Source organism: Microbacterium sp. JZ70 (assembly GCF_053903225.1).
Map to the genome: position 1 here is coordinate 1,896,856 of NZ_CP096405.1, position 17,428 is coordinate 1,914,283.

Genomic DNA, 17,428 nt, shown 5'->3' on the forward strand with positions numbered 1-17,428 from the left:
GTGCCCGCGGCCGCTCTGAAGCGCGGCAAGTAGGATCGACCCGCACCTCGACGGAAGGACACAGGGTGAGCGACCAGTACCCCGGCTACACGCCCCAGCCCGAACCGGCGGCGCACGCGCCGCGGGAGACGAACAGCGGGCGCCCGCAGAAGGGCGTCGGGCCGTTCACGGCGCGTGAGCTCATCCTCGTCATCGTCGGCGGCCTCGCGCTGCTGTTCTCGTTCTTCTCCATCGTGCGGTTCTCGTTCGTGCCGATCTGGGCATCGGGCCTCGACTGGATCCTCGGCGCCCTCCTCCCCGCGGCCGGCGCGTTCCTCATCCTGCTTCGCCGTCTCGCGCCCACGGCCATCACCCGCGTCGGGTCGCTCGGCGTCGACCAGTTCGCCTCGGTCGCGTTCTCGGTGGGCGCGGTGCTGTGGGTGAGTCGCCTCGCGTGGGGTGCGCAGGGCGGCGAGTGGTTCCTCACGTGGGTGCCCTGGCTCGAGGCGCTCCTCATGCTCGCCGGGGTGTTCTTCACGGTGGTCGCCCCGTTCGTCCCGCCCTTCCGCGAGGACTTCGACGGCCGTGAGGAGAGCACCGCGCACCCCGCGGCGCGGAAGGCGCGTCCTGTCGCACGCGCGCCGCGTCCGCAGCCGGCCGCGCAGGGCGGATGGCCGCACGCGCCGGCCGGGCAGGGCGGATGGCCGCAGGCGCCGGGAGCGCAGCAGGGCCAGCACCCCTACGGTCAGCAGTACGCGCAGACGCCGTACGGCCAGCAGGCGTACGGGCAGCAGGGCTACGGTCAGCAGCCCTACGGGCAGCAGGGCTACGGCCAGCAGCCGTACGGACAGGCCGGCTACGGCCAGCAGCCCTACGGCCAGCAGGCCGGTCAGCAGGCCTACGGCCAGCAGGCCGGTCAGCCGGGTCAGGCCGCATACGGCCAGCAGCACGGTGCCGCGCAGGACGCCTGGGTCGCTCCGGGCGCGAATCCCTACGTGACTCCGGCGGCAGCCGCTCCGGAGGACGCGTCGGCGACCGAGTCCGCCGCGGCGCCCGAGGAGCAGTCGGCGCCCGAGCAGGCGTCGGCCGCGCAGCCTGCCGATGAGGGTCTCTACGACACGATCCTCAGCGATGACGAGCCGCGCGGCGCCGAGCATGGTGTGCAGGAGACCGAGGTCTTCTCCGACGTCCAGGTCACCGAGCCCGATGCCGAGCAGCCGGCGCCCGCGCCCCATGACGGCGCCGACGAGCTGTCGCGACTTGTCGAGGGCTCCGAGGGTTCCCCGACGGCCGACGCTCAGACGACCCAGGCCGTCGAGCGTCCGACCTCCGCCCAGCCCTTCTGGGCTCTTGTCCCGGTCGAGCGCGACGTCGTGGACGAGAGCGGCGAACCGCTGTTCCGCATCGGGCCCACGGCCTGGGCCCTCGTCCTGGAGGACCGCGGCGACGTCTTCGTCGTGCGCGACGACGACGGCCGAATCGGCTACCTGCACGACGTGTCCGGCGTGACGCGCGGCTGATCACCCTCGCCGACGGCCTCTCCTCGCTGCGAGGGGAGGCCGTCTGTCATGAGCACGTCGCCGCCGCGGGATAATCGATGCATGCGCACCATCGACCTCCGCGGCCGCTCGCTCACTCCCGCCGAGCTGCTGGCCGTCGTCCCCCGTGCCGCCGAGGCGCTGCAGACGGCGGCGTCGGTCGCCGTCGAGATCGTCGCCGACGTCCGAGCCCGTGGCGAGGCGTCCCTGCGGGAGCAGGCCGAGAGGTTCGACCGCGTCTCGGGGCACGAGATCCGCGTGCCGGCCGAGCACATCGCCGAGGCGGTGGCGGGGCTCGAGCCCGAGGTGCGCTCGGCGCTCGAGCGGGCCATCGACCGCGTGCGCGCGGCATCCGCCGCACAGGTGCCCGAGGGGCGTGAGACGCGCATCGGGCAGGGAGCCCGCATCATCCAGCGCTGGCAGCCCGTCGCCCGTGCCGGCGTCTACATCCCGGGCGGGAAGGCCGTCTACCCGTCGAGCGTCGTGATGAACGTCGTGCCCGCGCAGGTTGCGGGCGTCGAGAGCATCGCACTCGCGTCGCCTCCGCAGGCCGACCAGGGCGGCCGCGTGCACCCGACGATCCTCGCTGTGGCGGGCCTGCTCGGCGTCGACGAGGTCTACGCGATGGGCGGGGCCGGTGCGATCGGCGCGCTCGCGGCGGGCGTGCCCTCGCTCGGCCTCGATCCGGTCGACGTCGTGTCGGGGCCGGGGAACAACTTCGTCGCGGCGGCCAAGCGCGCCGTCGCGGGCTTCGTCGGCACGGACGCCGAGGCCGGCGCGACCGAGATCCTCGTCGTGGCCGATGGCGCCGCCGATCCGCGCCTCATCGCCTACGACCTGGTGAGCCAGGCCGAGCACGACGAGCAGGCCTCGGCCGTGCTCGTCACGACGTCGGCTGCGCTCGCCGACGCGGTCGCGGCCGAGCTCGCGCGCATCGCGCCGCTCACCCGCCACGCCGAGCGCGTCGCGACCGCCCTCGCGGGGGAGCAGTCGGCGATCGTGCTCGTCGACGATGAGGCGACCGCTGAGGCGTTCAGCAACGCCTATGCGCCCGAGCATCTCGAGCTGCACCTCGAGGACGCGTCTCGCGCGGCGGCGCGGTACACGAGTGCGGGCGCCGTCTTCGTCGGCGGCTTCGCTCCGGTGAGCCTCGGCGACTACCTCGCGGGGTCGAACCACGTGCTGCCGACGGGCGGGCAGGCGCGCTACGCCGCAGGACTCGGCGCGCACACGTTCCTGCGACCGCAGCAGGTCATCGAGTACGACCGGGATGGACTCGCCGAGGTCGCCGACGCGATCGTCGCGCTCGCGAACGCGGAAGCGCTCCCGGCGCACGGCGAGGCGATCACGGCCCGATTCGCAGGAACCGCCGAGTAGGCTGACGCGCTATGCACTGCCCGTTCTGCCGCCACGGCGACTCCCGTGTCATCGACTCGCGCACGAGCGACGACGGCCTCTCGATCCGGCGTCGACGGCAGTGCCCGCAGTGCGGTGGCCGCTTCTCGACCATCGAGACCGCGAGCCTCAACGTCATCAAGCGGTCGGGCGCCGCTGAGCCGTTCAGCCGGGAGAAGGTCGTCGCCGGTGTGCGCAAGGCCTGCCAGGGGCGCCCGGTCACGGACGCCGACCTCGCGATCCTCGCGCAGCGTGTGGAGGAGTCGCTGCGGCAGACCGGGCTGAGCCAGATCGACGCGAACGACATCGGCCTGGCCATCCTCGGCCCGCTCCGCGAGCTCGACGAGGTCGCGTATCTGCGGTTCGCGAGCGTGTACCAGGCGTTCGACTCGCTCGAGGACTTCGAGGCGTCGATCGCCGACCTGCGCGCGGACCACGCGCGGCGCCGCAGCGCAGAGGCGCCGTCGGCGAACTGACGGCGGCACCCGATACCCTGGCGGGGATGTATCCCCTCCTCTTCACGCACGTCCTCTCGCGCTTCGACCCCGAGGTCGCGCACCACCTCGCCATGCCCGTGATCCGGGCCATGGGCATCCGCCCGCTCTCCTGGGTGGCGCGCGCTCTCACGCGCCCGGCTCCGGAGCTGCGCGTGAAGGCGCTCGGGCACGAGTTCCCGACGCCGTTCGGCGTCGCCGCGGGATTCGACAAGAACGCCGTGGCCGTGCGTGGTCTCGACGCCCTCGGGTTCGGCCATGTCGAGGTCGGCACCCTCACCGCGATCCCGCAGCCGGGCAACCCCCGTCCGCGCCTGTTCCGTCTCGTGGCCGACCGGGCGCTCATCAACCGGATGGGCTTCAACAACGCGGGCGCGGAGGCGGCCGCGCGGAGACTCGCCCGACTGCGCCGCGGAGGCGCCGTCGTGGGGGTGAACATCGGCAAGAGCCGGGTGGTCGCCGTCGAGGACGCCACGGCCGACTACGTCGCGAGCGCCCGGATGCTCAGCCCGCTCGCCGACTACCTGGCCGTGAACGTGTCATCGCCCAACACGCCGGGCCTGCGCGGCCTGCAGGCCGTCGAGACGCTGCGCCCCCTCCTCACCGCGGTCAAGGACGCGGCGGGGGAGACGCCCCTGCTCGTCAAGATCGCGCCCGACCTGCCCGACGATGAGGTCGAGGGCGTGACGCGTCTTGCCCTCGAGCTCGGGCTCGCGGGCCTCATCGCCACGAACACGACGATCTCGCGCGAGGGCCTCACGGCCGACCCCGCGACGATCATCGCGGCGGGCGAGGGCGGCCTCTCCGGCGCTCCGCTCAAGGCGCGCTCGCTCGAGGTGCTGCGGATCGTCCGGTCGGTCGCGACCGATCCCGGCTTCTGCGTCATCTCGGTCGGCGGCGTCGAGACGGCCGAAGAGGTGCAGGAGCGCCTCGACTTGGGCGCGACGCTCGTGCAGGGGTACAGCGCGTTCATCTACGAGGGCCCGCTCTGGGCCCGCAGGATCAACCGCGACCTGAACGCGCTGCGAGCTCCGGGCGCTGTGCGCCCGGACGTTGAGCGAGCGTAGCGAGTCGAAACGCAGCGCGTCGAAACGCAGCGAGTCGAGACGCAGCGCGTCGAGACGAGAGAAGCCCCGGAGCCGACGGCTCCGGGGCTTCTGCCATGCGTCTCAGACCGCGGGGTACTGGCCCCGCTTGACCTGCGCCTTGGGGAGGCGCATGAAGCGCATCTGCACCGAGCGCATCGCGGCGTACCAGCCGAGGCCCTTCTCGAGCTTGTCCTTGCCGCCGAACTTCTCTGCCGCCTTCGTCTTCACGCGCCGCGACAGGATGATCATGTCGCCCACGGCGAAGAGGATGAAGACCCAGAGCACGATGAACGACCAGTACTGGGTCGCCGGCGACGGGATGAACGTGGCGACGATGACGAGCACCATCATCGGCATGAGGAACTCGCCGAGGTGCCAGCCTGCGTCGGTCCAGTCACGGGCGAACCGCTTCTGCGGGCCCTTGTCGCGCAGGGGGAGGTACTTCTCCTCGCCGTTCGCCATGCCGATGCGGGCACGCTCCTGGCGCGCGCGCAGCTCGGCCTTCGCCGCCTGGCGGGCCTCCTTGGTGTCGGGCACGAGGGGTCGACGGCGAGCCGCCTCGCGCTCGGCGCGGGTCGGGGTCGGGCGCCCCTTCCCGACGGGGGGCGTCGCCTCGGACGCGTCGTTCTCGGCGGGTGGTGTCTTGGCCATGAGGGAACCTCGGAAGTCTCGTCGCGGGATGTACCTAAGATTACCGGCATGACCTCCCAGCTCCCTGCGGAACCCCAGCTCATCGACGCCGCGGAGGGCGGCATCCCCTCGGCGCTCGCCGATCTCGGGCGCCTCGTGCGCATTCCCGGAATCGCATGGCCGGCTTTCGACCAGGAGCAGCTGCAGCGCAGCGCGCAGGCGATCGCGCAGCTCGCGGAGGACACTGGCGTGTTCGACGAGGTCCGCGTCCGCACCGCGGCGATCCCGGAGACGGGGGAGCAGGGGCAGCCGGCCGTGCTCGCGACGCGCGCGGCGCGCAACGGCCGCCCGACGGTCATGCTCTACGCCCACCACGACGTGCAGCCCCCGGGCGATGAGGCGCTCTGGGAGACGCCGCCGTTCGAGCCGACGGTGCGCGACGGGCGCCTCTACGGGCGCGGTGCGGCGGACGACAAGGCCGGCGTCATGGCGCACATCGCCGCCCTGCGCGCCCTGCGCGAGACGTACGGCGATGATCTCGACCTCGGCATCGTCCTCTTCGTCGAGGGCGAGGAGGAGTACGGCTCGCGGTCGTTCACGTCGTTCCTCACCGATCACGCCGAGGAGATGCGCTCGGACGTCATCGTCGTCGCCGACTCGGGCAACTGGGACGCGGAGACCCCGGCCGTGACGGTATCCCTCCGCGGGAATGCGAAGTTCCACCTCACCGTCCGCACCCTCGACCACGCGTCGCACTCCGGGATGTTCGGAGGGGCCGTGCCCGACGCGATGATGGCGACCATCCGCCTCCTCTCCACGCTGTGGAACGACGACGGCTCCGTCGCCGTCGACGGGCTCGCCGCACGCGAGGCGGAGACGCCCGCCTACGACGAGGACACGCTGCGCAGCGAGACCGGGCTCCTGCCGGGCGTCCAGCCCGTCGGGAACGGCAGCATCCTCTCGCGGATCTGGAACAAGCCGTCGATCACCGTGACCGGCATCGACTTCACGAGCGTCGCGGCCGCGTCGAACACCCTGTCGCCCGAGGTCACGGTCGTCGTGAGCGCCCGTGTGGCACCGGGGCAGAGCGCGCAGGACGCGTACGACGCGATCGAGAGGCATCTCCGCGCGCACGCGCCCTTCGGTGCCGAGCTGGCCTTCAGCGAGATCGACCTCGGGAACGGCTTCCTCGTCGACACGAGCGGATGGGCCGTGGAGACCGCGCGCGGGGCGATGCGCGACGGCTACGGCAAGGATCCGGTCGACCTGGGGGTGGGCGGGTCCATCCCGTTCATCGCCGACCTCGTCGAGCGGTACCCCGGCGCGCAGATCCTCGTGACCGGCGTGGAAGACCCGCACTCGCGCGCGCACAGCCCGAACGAGTCGCTCCATCTCGACACGTTCCGCCACGCCGTGCTCGCCGAGACCCTCCTCCTCGCACGCGCGAACGCGCGCACCGTCTGATCACGTCGCGCTGAGCCCGCACCCGGCGGGCGGCGGTACCATGGATCGACCCCGCCGCCTGCGCGGCCGTCCCCGAAGGAGCGTCATGACAGACACGACACTTGCGGCCGATGCCGCGACGCGCGCTCACGGCGTGAGCCTCACCGACGCCGCAGCCGCGAAGGTCAAGAGCCTGCTCGAACAGGAGGGTCGCGACGACCTGCGCCTGCGCGTCGCCGTGCAGCCCGGCGGCTGCTCGGGCCTCATCTACCAGCTGTACTTCGACGAGCGCTACCTCGAGGGCGACGAGACCGTCGACTTCGACGGCGTCGAGGTCATCGTCGACAACATGAGCATCCCGTACCTCGACGGCGCTCAGATCGACTTCAAGGACACGATCTCGGAGCAGGGCTTCACGATCGACAACCCGAACGCATCGGGTTCCTGCGCCTGCGGCGACAGCTTCCACTGAGCCCGCCCCCGCGAAAAGCCCCGCGCCACGCCGGAGCGGGGCTTTCGTGTGCCCAGACGGGCCCTGCGAACCGGGGCACGCGCTGGAAGGTTGGCCAGAATCGCATGTGCGGTTGCCCTAGACTTGAAGACGCCCTATCCACGTTCGAAAGGTGAATTCGTGCCGTCGAAACGCCATCTCCGCTGGGCTGCGATCCCCGCGATCGCCGCGGCAGCCGTCGCTCTCGCAGGGTGCACGCCCACGGAACTGCACGGATACCTCCCCGGGTTCGATGAGTCCGGGACGCCCACCACCGACCAGGCGCCCATCATCGCGTCGCTCTGGGTGGGCTCGTGGGTCGCGGCGCTCGTCGTCGGCATCATCACCTGGGGCCTCATGCTCTGGGCGATGGTCGTGTACCGCCGCCGCAAGGGCCAGACGGGGCTGCCCGTGCAGCTCCGCTACAACATGCCCATCGAGATCTTCTTCACCTCGGTGCCGCTCATCCTCGTGCTCGGCCTCTTCGCCTTCACGGCGCGCGACCAGGCGATCATCGAGACGCCGCACGAGGACCCCGACGTGACGATCACGGCGATCGCCAAGCAGTGGGCCTGGGACTTCCAGTACAACGGCGAGGCCGAGGACGGCTCGGACACCGTCTGGACGATGGGCGTCCAGGCGCAGCCCGAGGCCAACGGCGACATCGACCAGGACGAGCTGCCCACGCTCGTGCTCCCGGTCGACAAGCGCGTCACGATCGACCTGCAGTCGCGCGACGTCATCCACTCGTTCTGGATCATCGACTTCCTCTACAAGAAGGACATGTACCAGGGACACGAGAACTCGTGGTCGTTCATCCCGACCCGCGAGGGCGAGTACCAGGGCAAGTGCGCCGAGCTCTGCGGCGAGTACCACTCGATGATGCTCTTCAACGTGAAGGTCGTCAGCGAGGCCGAGTACGAGGCGTACCTCGACGAGCTCGAGGCCAAGGGCCAGACGGGCGACATCACCGACGCCTACGACCGTCTCGCCAACAACCCCGGCACCGGGGCTGCCAGCACCACGGAAGAGGAGCACTGATCATGGCGACCGTCACGGAGCGCCCGACCACGCTGCCTCCCCGCCAGGCCGCTCTCCTGAGCGGCTCGCGCGTGGAGCAGAAGGGCAACATCGTGGTCAAGTGGATCACCTCCACCGACCACAAGACCATCGGGTACATGTACCTGATCGTGTCGCTGCTGTTCTTCGCGCTCGGCGGCGTCATGGCCCTCGTCATCCGCGCGGAGCTCTTCGCGCCGGGCATGCAGATCATCCCGACGAAGGAGCAGTACAACCAGCTCTTCACGATGCACGGCACCGTGATGCTGCTGATGTTCGCGACGCCGCTCTTCGCGGGCTTCGCGAACGCGCTCCTGCCCCTGCAGATCGGTGCGCCTGACGTCGCGTTCCCGCGTCTGAACGCCTTCGCCTTCTGGCTGTTCACGTTCGGATCGCTCATCGCGGTCGCGGGCTTCCTCACGCCGCAGGGTGCGGCCTCGTTCGGATGGTTCGCCTACCAGCCGCTCGCCAACGCGTCGTTCACGCCCGGCATCGGCGGCAACCTCTGGATGCTCGGTCTCGGCATCTCGGGCTTCGGCACGATCTTCGGCGGTGTGAACTTCATCACGACGATCATCACGATGCGCGCACCGGGCATGACGATGTGGCGCATGCCGATCTTCACGTGGAACACGCTCATCACGAGCCTGCTCATCCTGATCGCGTTCCCCGTGCTCGCGGCCGCCATGTTCGCCGCCGCCTCCGACCGCATCTTCGGCTCGCACATCTACGACCCGGCGAACGGCGGCGTGCTCCTCTGGCAGCACCTGTTCTGGTTCTTCGGCCACCCCGAGGTGTACATCATCGCTCTGCCGTTCTTCGGCATCGTGTCGGAGATCTTCCCGGTCTTCAGCCGCAAGCCGATCTTCGGCTACAAGACGCTCGTCTACGCGACGATCGCGATCGCCGCGCTGTCCGTCTCGGTGTGGGCGCACCACATGTACGTCACGGGCGCCGTCCTGCTGCCGTTCTTCGCCCTCATGACGATGCTCATCGCCGTCCCGACCGGCGTGAAGATCTTCAACTGGATCGGCACGCTCTGGCGCGGCTCGGTGACGTTCGAGACGCCCATGGTCTTCGCCCTCGGCTTCCTCGTGTCGTTCGTCTTCGGCGGCCTGACCGGCGTCATCCTCTCGTCGCCGCCGCTCGACTTCCACCTGAGCGACTCGTACTTCGTCGTGGCGCACTTCCACTACGTCGTGTTCGGCACGGTCGTGTTCGCGATGTTCGCCGGCTTCTACTTCTGGTGGCCGAAGTGGACGGGGCGGATGCTCAACGAGCGCCTCGGCTATGTGCACTTCTGGATGCTGTTCATCGGCTTCCACATGACGTTCCTCATCCAGCACTGGCTGGGCGTCGACGGCATGGTCCGCCGCTACGCGGACTACTCGGAGGCCGACGGATGGACCTGGGGCAACCAGCTCTCCACGGTGGGCGCGGTCATCCTCGGCGCCTCGATGCTGCCGTTCCTCCTCAACGTGTGGATCACGGCGCGCACCGCGCCGCGCATCACGGTCAACGACCCGTGGGGCTACGGCGCCTCCCTCGAGTGGGCCACCTCGTGCCCGCCGCCGCGCCACAACTTCACGTCGATACCGCGGATCCGCAGCGAGCGCCCGGCATTCGACCTCAACCACCCCGAGGCCGGCGTGCCCGTGGGTGTCGGACCGGCCAAGGACGCGCCTGACGCGCCCGCGGTGGACCTCGCCGATGGGAAGGTGAAGTAATGCGCTCCAACGTCGTCATCTGGTGGCTGCTCAGCGGGTTCTTCCTGCTCTGCGCGGTCATCTACGTCGGGTGGGGGCTCGCCTACTACGGCGGCCACATCGAGTGGGTGGGCGCCGTGGCGCTCCTCTTCACGGCCTTCATGGCCGCTCTGATCGCCTTCTACGTGCAGCTGGTCCACAAGGGCCAGCACGGTGTGGAGCTCCCCGAGGATCGTCTCGACGCCGACATCGACGATGGCGAGACCGAGCAGGGCGAGTTCAGCCCGTGGTCGTGGTGGCCCCTCGTGCTCGGCAGCGCCGTGGCGGTGGGCGCCGTCTCGCTCGCGACCGCGCACTTCCTGATCCCCGTCGCGGCCGGCCTGCTGATCGTCGCCCTCTTCGGGTGGGTCTACGAGTACTACCGCGGCAACTTCGCGCGCTGAGCAGCGCACGCGCCGCAGAGGCCCCGATCCGGTTCGTCCAGGTCGGGGCCTCTTCCGTTCATGCTCGTGTCACCCGAGGCCGATACCGGACGGCGACGGCTCCTGAACCGAACTCCCGTCGGGCCACGGGCTCGAGCTCGATGCGCGTGCGCAGACCGGAGAGCAGGGTCGGTCCGCTCCCGGCGAGCACTGGGTGGACGACGAACTCGTACTCGTCGATGAGCCCCCGATCGGCAAGGGCGAGGGGAAGCCGCACACCGCCGACCCACAGGTCCTCGCCCGGCTCCTCCTTCAGGCGCTGGACCGCGGTGCCGACGTCGCCTTCGAGGATCTCGGCGTTCCAGTCCACCTTGTCGAGGGTGGTGGACGCGATGTACTTCCGAGCGCCGTCGATGGCCTCGGCGAACGCGACCTCGGCGCCGCCCATCCATCCCGGCCATTCACCGGAGGCCGGTCGTCGCCAGGCGGACTCCATCATCTCGTACATCACGCGGCCGAAGACGAGCGCGTCGGCCCGCTCCATCTCCTCCGTCCAGTACCGCATGGACTCGTCGTCGGGCGGGAGTCCTGCCTCGTGATGGCAGCACCCGTCGAGGGTGACGTTGATCGAGTAGCGAAGCGTTCTCATCTCGGCGCTCTCTCTGCTGCATGGCACGCCCCGGGCCGGGGCGCCCGACGCCGCTCACTCTACGCGCGCCGCTAGGTTCGGAGCATGGGATCTCTTCGCCGACTGGCCGTGCTCGACGACTACCAGCGCGTGGCGGCGTCCTACGCCGACTGGGATGCGCTCCGTGCGCGAGGCGTCGACGTGGTCTTCTTCCACGAGCACCTCGGGGATGACGCGGCTCGCGCCCTGCAGGGCTTCGACGCGATCGCGGCGATGCGCGAGCGCACGGCATTCGACCGGGCCGCCCTCGAGCACCTGCCCGCTCTGCGCCTTCTCGTCACGACAGGGATGGCCAACGCGTCCATCGACCTCGCGGCGGCGCGCGAGCGAGGCATCGTCGTCGCCGGGACGCCCGGCTCCGCGGCCGGTGCTCCTGAGCTCACCTGGGCGCTCCTGCTGGCCGCCCTCCGGGACCTCCCCGTCGAGGACGGGAACGCGCGCAGCGGGGCCTGGCAGCAGACCGTCGGGCGCGAGGCGGAGGGGATGACGCTCGGCATCGTCGGGATCGGACGCATCGGCTCGCGCATCGCGCGGTATGCGCACGCGTTCGGGATGTCGGTGGCCGCGTGGAGCCCGCATCTCACGGAGGAGCGCGCCGCTGCCGCCGGCGCCGAGCGCGCGTCGACGCTGCGCGAGCTCGCCGAACGAGCGGACATCCTCTCGCTCCACCTGCGGCTGTCCGACAGCACGCGTCTCGTCGTGGGGGAGAGGGAGCTGCGCGCGCTCGGCCCGGACGGACTGCTCGTGAACACGGCGCGCGCTGGCCTTGTCGACACGGACGCTCTCGTCCGCGGGCTGACGGAGGGATGGCTCGGCGGCGCCGCGCTCGACGTGTTCGACACCGAGCCGCTTCCGCACGACCATCCGCTCGCGTCCGCGCCGCGGACCGTCCTCACGCCCCACCTCGGCTACGTGACGAGCGCGTCGTACGAGGTGTTCTATCCGGCGATCGTGGAGAACGTGCAGGCGTTCCTGGATGGCGCGCCCATCCGCGTGCTCGGCTGACAGAGCCGGTGACAGCAGAAGGGCCCCGGATCCGAGGATCCGGGGCCCTTCTGCTGAAGCCGTTGGCTCAGTGCTTGTCGTGGCCCGACTCGAGCTCGCCGTGGGCGTGCCCGTCGCCGTACTCGTGGAGCACGTGCTGCTGGTGCTCGAGCGCCGCGCGGTACTCCGTCTCGGTGACCGGAGCGAGGCGGTCCTCGAAGAACCAGCGCGAGAGGCCCGCGCGGAGCTTCTGGCCAGCCGTGATGCGGCCACGGTCGTCAGGACGGACGACGAGAGGCTCGTACGTCTCCTCCGCGACGAGCTTCCAGCGCTCGTACTCGTTCACGGGCTTGTGCACCTCGCGGTACTCGCCGCCGGGGAGGCGGACGATGCGGCCCGACTCGTAGCCGTGGAGGACGATCTCGCGGTCCTTCTTCTGCAGCGCGATGCAGACGCGCTTCGTGATGAAGTACACGACCACCGGGGCGAGGATCAGCGAGATCTGGAGGAAGAGGATGACCCCCTCCATCGTCAGGCGGAAGTGCGTCGCGATGATGTCCGACGAGGCAGCGGCCCACAGCGTCGCGTAGAAGACCACGCCGGCGGCGCCGATCGCGGTGCGCGTCGCGGCGTTGCGCGGGCGCTGGGCGATGTGGTGCTCGCGCTTGTCGCCCGTGATCCACGCCTCGATGAAGGGGTAGAACATGACGACCACGATGAAGAGGCCGAGGACGACGAGCGGGATGAGGATGCCGAACGACAGCGTGTAGTTGCCGATGACGACGTCGAGGTGCGAGGGGGCGAGACGCAGCGCGCCGTCCGCGAAGCCGATGTACCAGTCGGGCTGGGTTCCGGCCGAGACGGGGGACGGGTCGTACGGACCGTAGTTCCAGATCGGGTTGATCTGCACGAGCGATGCGATGAGCACGATCGCGCCGAACACGATGAAGAAGAAGCCGCCCATCTTGGACATGTAGACCGGCATCATCGGGTAGCCCACGACGTTCTCGTTCGTGCGGCCGGGGCCGGCGAACTGCGTGTGCTTGTTGACGATCATGAGCAGCAGGTGCACGGCGATCAGGCCGATGACGAGCAGCGGCAGGATCAGGATGTGCAGCGTGTACAGGCGGCCCACGATGTCGGTGCCGGGGAACTCGCCGCCGAAGAGGAGGTACGAGGTCCACGTGCCGATGAGCGGGATGCCCTTGATCATGCCGTCGATGATGCGGAGGCCGTTGCCCGAGAGGAGGTCGTCGGGGAGCGAGTAGCCCGTGAAGCCCTCGGCCATCGCGAGGATGAAGAGGACGAAGCCGATGACCCAGTTCAGCTCGCGCGGCTTGCGGAACGCGCCCGTGAAGAACACGCGGAGCATGTGGATGCCGATGCCCGCCACGAAGACGAGCGCCGCCCAGTGGTGGATCTGGCGGACGAGCAGGCCGCCGCGGATGTCGAAGCTGATGTGCAGCGTCGACTCCATGGCCGCGGACATCGGGATGCCGCGCATGGGCAGCCAGGCGCCGTCGTAGTGCGTCTCGACCATCGACGCCTGGAAGAAGAACGTGAGGTACGTGCCCGAGAGCAGGACCACGACGAACGACCACAGCGCGATCTCGCCGAGCATGAACGACCAGTGGTCGGGGAAGACCTTGCGTCCCAGGGCCTTGACGAAGCCGGACATGCTCGTCCGCTCGTCGATGTAGTTCGCCGTCGCGCCGACGAAGCGTCCGCCGAGGGGCTTCTCCTGCGGCTTGTCAGTGACGGTTGCGGTGCTCAATGACGCTCCCAGAAGCTCGGGCCGACGGGTTCGGTGAAGCCGCTCTTGGCGACGAGGTAGCCCTCGTCGTCGACGGTGATGGGCAGCTGCGGCAGCGGACGCGCGGCGGGGCCGAAGACGACCTTCGCGTGGTCGGACACGTCGAACTGCGACTGGTGGCAGGGGCACAGGAGGTGGTGCGTCTGCTGCTCGTACAGGGCGACGGGGCAGCCGACGTGCGTGCACACCTTCGAGTACGCGACGATGCCGTCGTACGACCAGTCCTTGCGCTCCTCGCTCTCGGTGAGCTGCTCGGGGAGCAGGCGGACGAGGAGCACGATGGCCTTCGCCTTCTCCTCGAGGTAGCCATCGGAGTGCGACAGCGACGCGAGCGACTCGGGGATGATGTGGAACGCCGACCCGAGCGTGACATCCGACGCCTTGACGGGCGTGCCCTCGGGGTCGAGCACGAGGCGCTCGCCCTTCTCCCACATCGTCTCGTTGAGCAGCTGGACCGGGTCCTTGCCGTCGTTCGGGGCGAGGTTGCGGAAGAGCGTGATGCCCGGGATGATGCTGGCCGCGAGAGCCGCGAACAGCGAGTTCCGGATCATCTTGCGACGTCCGAAGCCGGACTCCTCGTTCGCGTCGGCGAAGGCCTTGACGGCGGCCGCGCGCGTCGGCTCGGAGCCGCGGGTCGTGTGGCGCTCCTCGACGAACTCCTTGTCGCTCATGATCGCCTTGGACCAGTGGATGGCCCCGATGCCGATCGCGAGCAGCGCGAACGCGATGCCGAGTCCGATGAACAGGTTGTTGTTCCGGATGGCCGACATCGTGGCGTTGTCGCCCTCGATGGGGAACAGCATGTAGGCGGCGACCGCCCAGATGCTCGCCGCCACCGAGACGTAGAACAGCGTGTAGATCGTGCGGACCGCACGGCGGTTGGCCTGCGGGTCCTTGTCCGTGATGCGCGCCCGGTGCGGGGGGAGCCCCGGGTTCTTCACGGGGTCGTCGACCGCGACGGCGAGGCCGGGAGAAGGCCGGTAGGCCTTCTCGACCGCCTGCGTGTCGTGCTCGTGTGCCATGTCGCTCTTGTCCTCTTCGTTCGCCATGCTCAGTTCGACTTCGCCGTGATCCACACCGTGATGGCCACGAGGCCGCCGATGCCGAAGATCCACACGAAGAGACCCTCCGCGACGGGGCCGAGCGAGCCGATCGTGAAGCCGCCGGGCGCCTGCTGCTCCTGCTGGTAGAGGAGAGCGGAGATGATGTCGCGCTTGTCCTCGGGCGTGAGGTTCATGTTGTTGAAGACGGGCATGTTCTGCGGGCCGGTGACCATGGCCGCGTAGATGTGCAGGGCGCTCGTGTCCTGGATGTCCGGGGCCCACTTGCCCTGGGTGAGCGCGCCGCCGGCTGCGGCGACGTTGTGGCACATGGCGCAGTTGATGCGGAACAGCTCAGCGCCGCGCGCGAGGTCGCCCTCGCCGTCGAGCACGTGGTCCGACGGGAAGTCGGGGCCGGGGGCGACCGACTGCACGTACTCGGCCATCGCGAGGATCTGCTCCTCGGTGAACTGGACCGGCTTCTGGTCGGCCTGCGGGCCCTGGGCGGCCATCGGCATGCGGCCGGTGGAGACCTGGAACTCGACCGCGAGTGCGCCGACGCCGTACAGCGAGGGGCCGTCGTCCGTGCCCTGCAGGTCGAGGCCGTGGCAGGTGGCGCAGTTCGCCTGGAACAGCTTCTCGCCGTCCTCGGCGGTCAGGCTCGTCTCGGCCGCGGTGGGCTGGCTCGTCGCGGCGACGGCCGCGGATGCACCGGCGTAGATGCCGCCGGACAGGACGAGGCCGATGCCGATGAGGGCTGCTGCGGCGAGGGGGCTGCGACGGCCGTGGGAGCGGCGCTTCTTCTCTCGTGCCATGGGGATGTTGTTGCTCCGCTCTTACTTCAGGAAGTAGATGACCGCGAACAGGGCGATCCAGACGACGTCGACGAAGTGCCAGTAGTACGACACGACGATCGCCGTGGTGGCTTCCTTGTGCGTGAACTTCTTGACCGCGAACGCGCGGCCGATGGTGAACAGGAACGCGACGAGGCCGCCGGTCACGTGCATGGCGTGGAAGCCGGTCGTGAGGTAGAAGGCCGACGAGTACGAGTCGGCGCCATACGGCATGCCCTCGCTGACGAGCTGCGCGTACTCCCAGACCTGGCCGGAGACGAAGATCGCGCCCAGCGCGAAGGTCACCCAGAACCACGGGACCATGCCCCAGCTCTTCCAGCCGTTGCCCTTGACGGTGTAGGGCTGCATGCGCTCCGCGGCGAACACGCCCATCTGGCACGTGACACTCGAGAGCACGAGGATGATCGTGTTCACGAGCGCGAACGGCACGTTGAGGAGCTCGGTGCGGCTCTCCCAGAGCTCGGGGGAGGTGCTGCGGAGGGTGAAGTAGATCGCGAACAGACCCGCGAAGAACATGACCTCGCTGCCGAGCCAGACGATCGTGCCGACGGCGACGGGATCGGGGCGCTTCACGGTTCTCGGCGCAGGGGCATACGTAGCTGAGGTCGTCACCCGTCCATTATGGCCGATATCGGGGAGTGATTTTGGCACCGGAGGGTGTGCGTCGCACCCTCCTGCGACTTAGGTTCGCCTTACAACCTGCTGGGAGACCGCCCCGCATGCGCCCTAAGATCGAGGCATGATCGATGAGCTCAGCTGGCCGTCCGTTCTGACCACGGTGCTGTCCCGTCAGGACCTCAGCGTGTCGGAGGCGACCTGGGCCATGCGGCAGGTCATGCAGGGTCAGGCGACGCCCGCTCAGCTCGGCGGATTCCTGCTCGCCCTGCGCGCCAAGGGGGAGTCGGTCGAGGAGATCATCGGCTTCCGCGACGCGATCCTCGAGGCCGCCGTGCCGCTGCCTGTCGATCCGCGCGTGCTCGACATCGTCGGGACCGGTGGCGATCGCTTCGGCACCGTCAACATCTCCTCGACGGCATCGATCATCGTGGCGGCCACGGGCATCCCCGTCGTGAAGCACGGCAACAAGGCCGCGAGCTCCAAGTCGGGCGCATCGGATGTCCTGAGCGCGCTGGGCATCGATCTGCGCGTCCCGGCTGAGGCCGTCGCGCAGGTGCTCGACGCGGCCGGCATCACGTTCGCCTGGGCCGCCGCGTTCCATCCGGGCTTCAAGCACGCGGGCCCGACGCGCGCCGAGCTGGGCGTCCCGACGGTCTTCAACTACCTCGGGCCGCTCGTGAACCCGGCGCGCGCCGAGGCGAACGCGGTGGGCGTCGCGCAGATCGAGAGCGTTCCGCTCATCACCGGCGTGTTCCGCACGCGCGGCGCGACGGCCCTCGTGTTCCGCGGTGAGGACGGGCTCGACGAGCTCACCACGACGGGGTACAGCCGCATCTGGGAGATCTCGAACGGCGACATGCACGAGTTCGACATCCATCCGCGCGACATCGGCATCCCGACGGCGCAGATGGAGGACCTCCTCGGCGGCACCCCCGAGCACAACGCCGATGTGCTGCGTCGCACCCTCGCGGGCGAGGAGGGAGCTGTCCGGGACATCGTCCTGCTCAACGCCGCGGCGGGGATCGTGGCCTACCGGCTGTCGCAGGACCCGACGCAGGCCCAGCGCAACATGATCCAGCGGCTCACCGAGGCGCGCGACGAGGCGGCGGCCGCGGTCGACGACGGGCGGGCGACCGCGAAGCTCGAGGAGTGGATCGCGGCGACGCAGCGGTTCAGCGTCGCCTGAT

The 17,428-nt window shown here is 69.8% G+C and carries 17 protein-coding genes; 11 read left to right on the forward strand and 6 right to left on the reverse strand.

Translation table 11 applies throughout. The features are described 5' to 3' along the window. Positions 1-65 precede the first annotated feature (65 nt). The 4 genes from M1D46_RS08615 (at position 66) to M1D46_RS08630 (ending at position 4,473) form a co-directional block, all read left to right on the forward strand. Positions 66-1,499 (forward strand): hypothetical protein, encoded by a 1,434-nt coding sequence (locus M1D46_RS08615; protein WP_456285302.1) that lies wholly within the window; start codon positions 66-68, stop codon positions 1,497-1,499. 81 nt (positions 1,500-1,580) lie between these two features. Then, on the forward strand, positions 1,581-2,894 hold the full coding sequence (hisD, locus tag M1D46_RS08620) for a histidinol dehydrogenase (protein WP_282979107.1): 1,314 nt from the start codon (positions 1,581-1,583) through the stop codon (positions 2,892-2,894). Positions 2,895-2,905: 11 nt separating this feature from the next. Beyond that, a complete protein-coding gene (nrdR, locus tag M1D46_RS08625; protein WP_271173252.1) occupies positions 2,906-3,388 on the forward strand; it encodes a transcriptional regulator NrdR in 483 nt (160 codons plus the stop codon). 26 nt (positions 3,389-3,414) lie between these two features. Next, positions 3,415-4,473 (forward strand): quinone-dependent dihydroorotate dehydrogenase, encoded by a 1,059-nt coding sequence (locus M1D46_RS08630; RefSeq protein WP_456285303.1) that lies wholly within the window; start codon positions 3,415-3,417, stop codon positions 4,471-4,473. A gap of 102 nt (positions 4,474-4,575) precedes the next feature. On the opposite strand, the gene M1D46_RS08635 is transcribed toward M1D46_RS08630, so the two are convergent. Beyond that, positions 4,576-5,145, reverse strand: a complete 570-nt coding sequence (locus tag M1D46_RS08635) for a DUF3043 domain-containing protein (RefSeq protein WP_271173250.1) — start codon at positions 5,143-5,145, stop codon at positions 4,576-4,578. 48 nt (positions 5,146-5,193) lie between these two features. Between M1D46_RS08635 and M1D46_RS08640 the strand changes: the two genes are divergently transcribed. The 5 genes from M1D46_RS08640 (at position 5,194) to ctaF (ending at position 10,265) form a co-directional block, all read left to right on the forward strand. Beyond that, complete coding sequence (locus tag M1D46_RS08640; RefSeq protein ID WP_456285304.1) at positions 5,194-6,588, forward strand: M20/M25/M40 family metallo-hydrolase; 1,395 nt, start codon at positions 5,194-5,196, stop codon at positions 6,586-6,588. A gap of 85 nt (positions 6,589-6,673) precedes the next feature. After that, entirely contained in the window at positions 6,674-7,039 is a 366-nt protein-coding gene (gene erpA / locus M1D46_RS08645) for an iron-sulfur cluster insertion protein ErpA (RefSeq protein WP_271173248.1), read from the forward strand. 159 nt (positions 7,040-7,198) lie between these two features. Further along, a complete protein-coding gene (gene ctaC / locus M1D46_RS08650) occupies positions 7,199-8,098 on the forward strand; it encodes an aa3-type cytochrome oxidase subunit II (protein WP_271173247.1) in 900 nt (299 codons plus the stop codon). A gap of 2 nt (positions 8,099-8,100) precedes the next feature. Next, positions 8,101-9,843: an aa3-type cytochrome oxidase subunit I gene (ctaD, locus tag M1D46_RS08655; protein ID WP_271173246.1), complete on the forward strand. Its 1,743-nt coding sequence runs from the start codon at positions 8,101-8,103 to the stop codon at positions 9,841-9,843. After that, on the forward strand, positions 9,843-10,265 hold the full coding sequence (gene ctaF / locus M1D46_RS08660) for an aa3-type cytochrome oxidase subunit IV (protein WP_271173245.1): 423 nt from the start codon (positions 9,843-9,845) through the stop codon (positions 10,263-10,265). Before ctaD ends, ctaF begins: the two co-directional genes overlap by 1 nt. 58 nt (positions 10,266-10,323) lie before the next feature. On the opposite strand, the gene M1D46_RS08665 is transcribed toward ctaF, so the two are convergent. Further along, positions 10,324-10,893, reverse strand: a complete 570-nt coding sequence (locus M1D46_RS08665) for a dihydrofolate reductase family protein (RefSeq protein WP_456285305.1) — start codon at positions 10,891-10,893, stop codon at positions 10,324-10,326. 84 nt (positions 10,894-10,977) lie between these two features. On the opposite strand from M1D46_RS08665, the gene M1D46_RS08670 reads away from it, so the two are divergent. Then, positions 10,978-11,937, forward strand: a complete 960-nt coding sequence (locus M1D46_RS08670) for a D-2-hydroxyacid dehydrogenase family protein (RefSeq protein ID WP_456285306.1) — start codon at positions 10,978-10,980, stop codon at positions 11,935-11,937. Between the two features lie 67 nt (positions 11,938-12,004). Here M1D46_RS08670 and qcrB read toward each other — a convergent pair whose 3' ends face one another. Genes qcrB through ctaE form a run of 4 tightly spaced genes read right to left on the reverse strand, consistent with a single transcriptional unit; the run spans position 12,005 to position 16,235 of the window. Beyond that, positions 12,005-13,690, reverse strand: coding sequence for a cytochrome bc1 complex cytochrome b subunit (gene qcrB, locus M1D46_RS08675; protein WP_271173242.1), 1,686 nt, complete (start codon positions 13,688-13,690; stop codon positions 12,005-12,007). After that, complete coding sequence (gene qcrA / locus M1D46_RS08680; RefSeq protein WP_271173241.1) at positions 13,687-14,751, reverse strand: cytochrome bc1 complex Rieske iron-sulfur subunit; 1,065 nt, start codon at positions 14,749-14,751, stop codon at positions 13,687-13,689. The genes qcrB and qcrA overlap by 4 nt, the downstream gene beginning before the upstream one ends. Before the next feature lie 29 nt (positions 14,752-14,780). Next, positions 14,781-15,584, reverse strand: a complete 804-nt coding sequence (qcrC, locus tag M1D46_RS08685; protein ID WP_271173240.1) for a cytochrome bc1 complex diheme cytochrome c subunit — start codon at positions 15,582-15,584, stop codon at positions 14,781-14,783. Positions 15,585-15,605: 21 nt separating this feature from the next. Further along, positions 15,606-16,235 carry an aa3-type cytochrome oxidase subunit III gene (ctaE, locus tag M1D46_RS08690; RefSeq protein WP_421075315.1) on the reverse strand — a complete coding sequence of 210 codons (630 nt, stop codon included), beginning with the start codon at positions 16,233-16,235 and terminating at the stop codon, positions 15,606-15,608. 127 nt (positions 16,236-16,362) lie between these two features. Between ctaE and trpD the strand changes: the two genes are divergently transcribed. Continuing rightward, positions 16,363-17,427: an anthranilate phosphoribosyltransferase gene (gene trpD / locus M1D46_RS08695; protein ID WP_456285307.1), complete on the forward strand. Its 1,065-nt coding sequence runs from the start codon at positions 16,363-16,365 to the stop codon at positions 17,425-17,427. Position 17,428: the final 1 nt, after the last annotated feature.

What these genes read in the sequence shown, in the direction of transcription:
- M1D46_RS08635 (WP_271173250.1), bottom strand. Translation starts at nt 5,145, where the DNA reads ATGGCCAAGACACCACCCGCCGAGAACGACGCGTCCGAGGCGACGCCC.
- M1D46_RS08670 (WP_456285306.1), top strand. Translation starts at nt 10,978, where the DNA reads ATGGGATCTCTTCGCCGACTGGCCGTGCTCGACGACTACCAGCGCGTG.
- hisD (WP_282979107.1), top strand. Translation starts at nt 1,581, where the DNA reads ATGCGCACCATCGACCTCCGCGGCCGCTCGCTCACTCCCGCCGAGCTG.
- ctaD (WP_271173246.1), top strand. Translation starts at nt 8,101, where the DNA reads ATGGCGACCGTCACGGAGCGCCCGACCACGCTGCCTCCCCGCCAGGCC.
- M1D46_RS08630 (WP_456285303.1), top strand. Translation starts at nt 3,415, where the DNA reads ATGTATCCCCTCCTCTTCACGCACGTCCTCTCGCGCTTCGACCCCGAG.
- ctaF (WP_271173245.1), top strand. Translation starts at nt 9,843, where the DNA reads ATGCGCTCCAACGTCGTCATCTGGTGGCTGCTCAGCGGGTTCTTCCTG.
- trpD (WP_456285307.1), top strand. Translation starts at nt 16,363, where the DNA reads ATGATCGATGAGCTCAGCTGGCCGTCCGTTCTGACCACGGTGCTGTCC.
- erpA (WP_271173248.1), top strand. Translation starts at nt 6,674, where the DNA reads ATGACAGACACGACACTTGCGGCCGATGCCGCGACGCGCGCTCACGGC.
- nrdR (WP_271173252.1), top strand. Translation starts at nt 2,906, where the DNA reads ATGCACTGCCCGTTCTGCCGCCACGGCGACTCCCGTGTCATCGACTCG.
- M1D46_RS08665 (WP_456285305.1), bottom strand. Translation starts at nt 10,893, where the DNA reads ATGAGAACGCTTCGCTACTCGATCAACGTCACCCTCGACGGGTGCTGC.
- qcrA (WP_271173241.1), bottom strand. Translation starts at nt 14,751, where the DNA reads ATGGCACACGAGCACGACACGCAGGCGGTCGAGAAGGCCTACCGGCCT.
- qcrC (WP_271173240.1), bottom strand. Translation starts at nt 15,584, where the DNA reads ATGGCACGAGAGAAGAAGCGCCGCTCCCACGGCCGTCGCAGCCCCCTC.
- M1D46_RS08640 (WP_456285304.1), top strand. Translation starts at nt 5,194, where the DNA reads ATGACCTCCCAGCTCCCTGCGGAACCCCAGCTCATCGACGCCGCGGAG.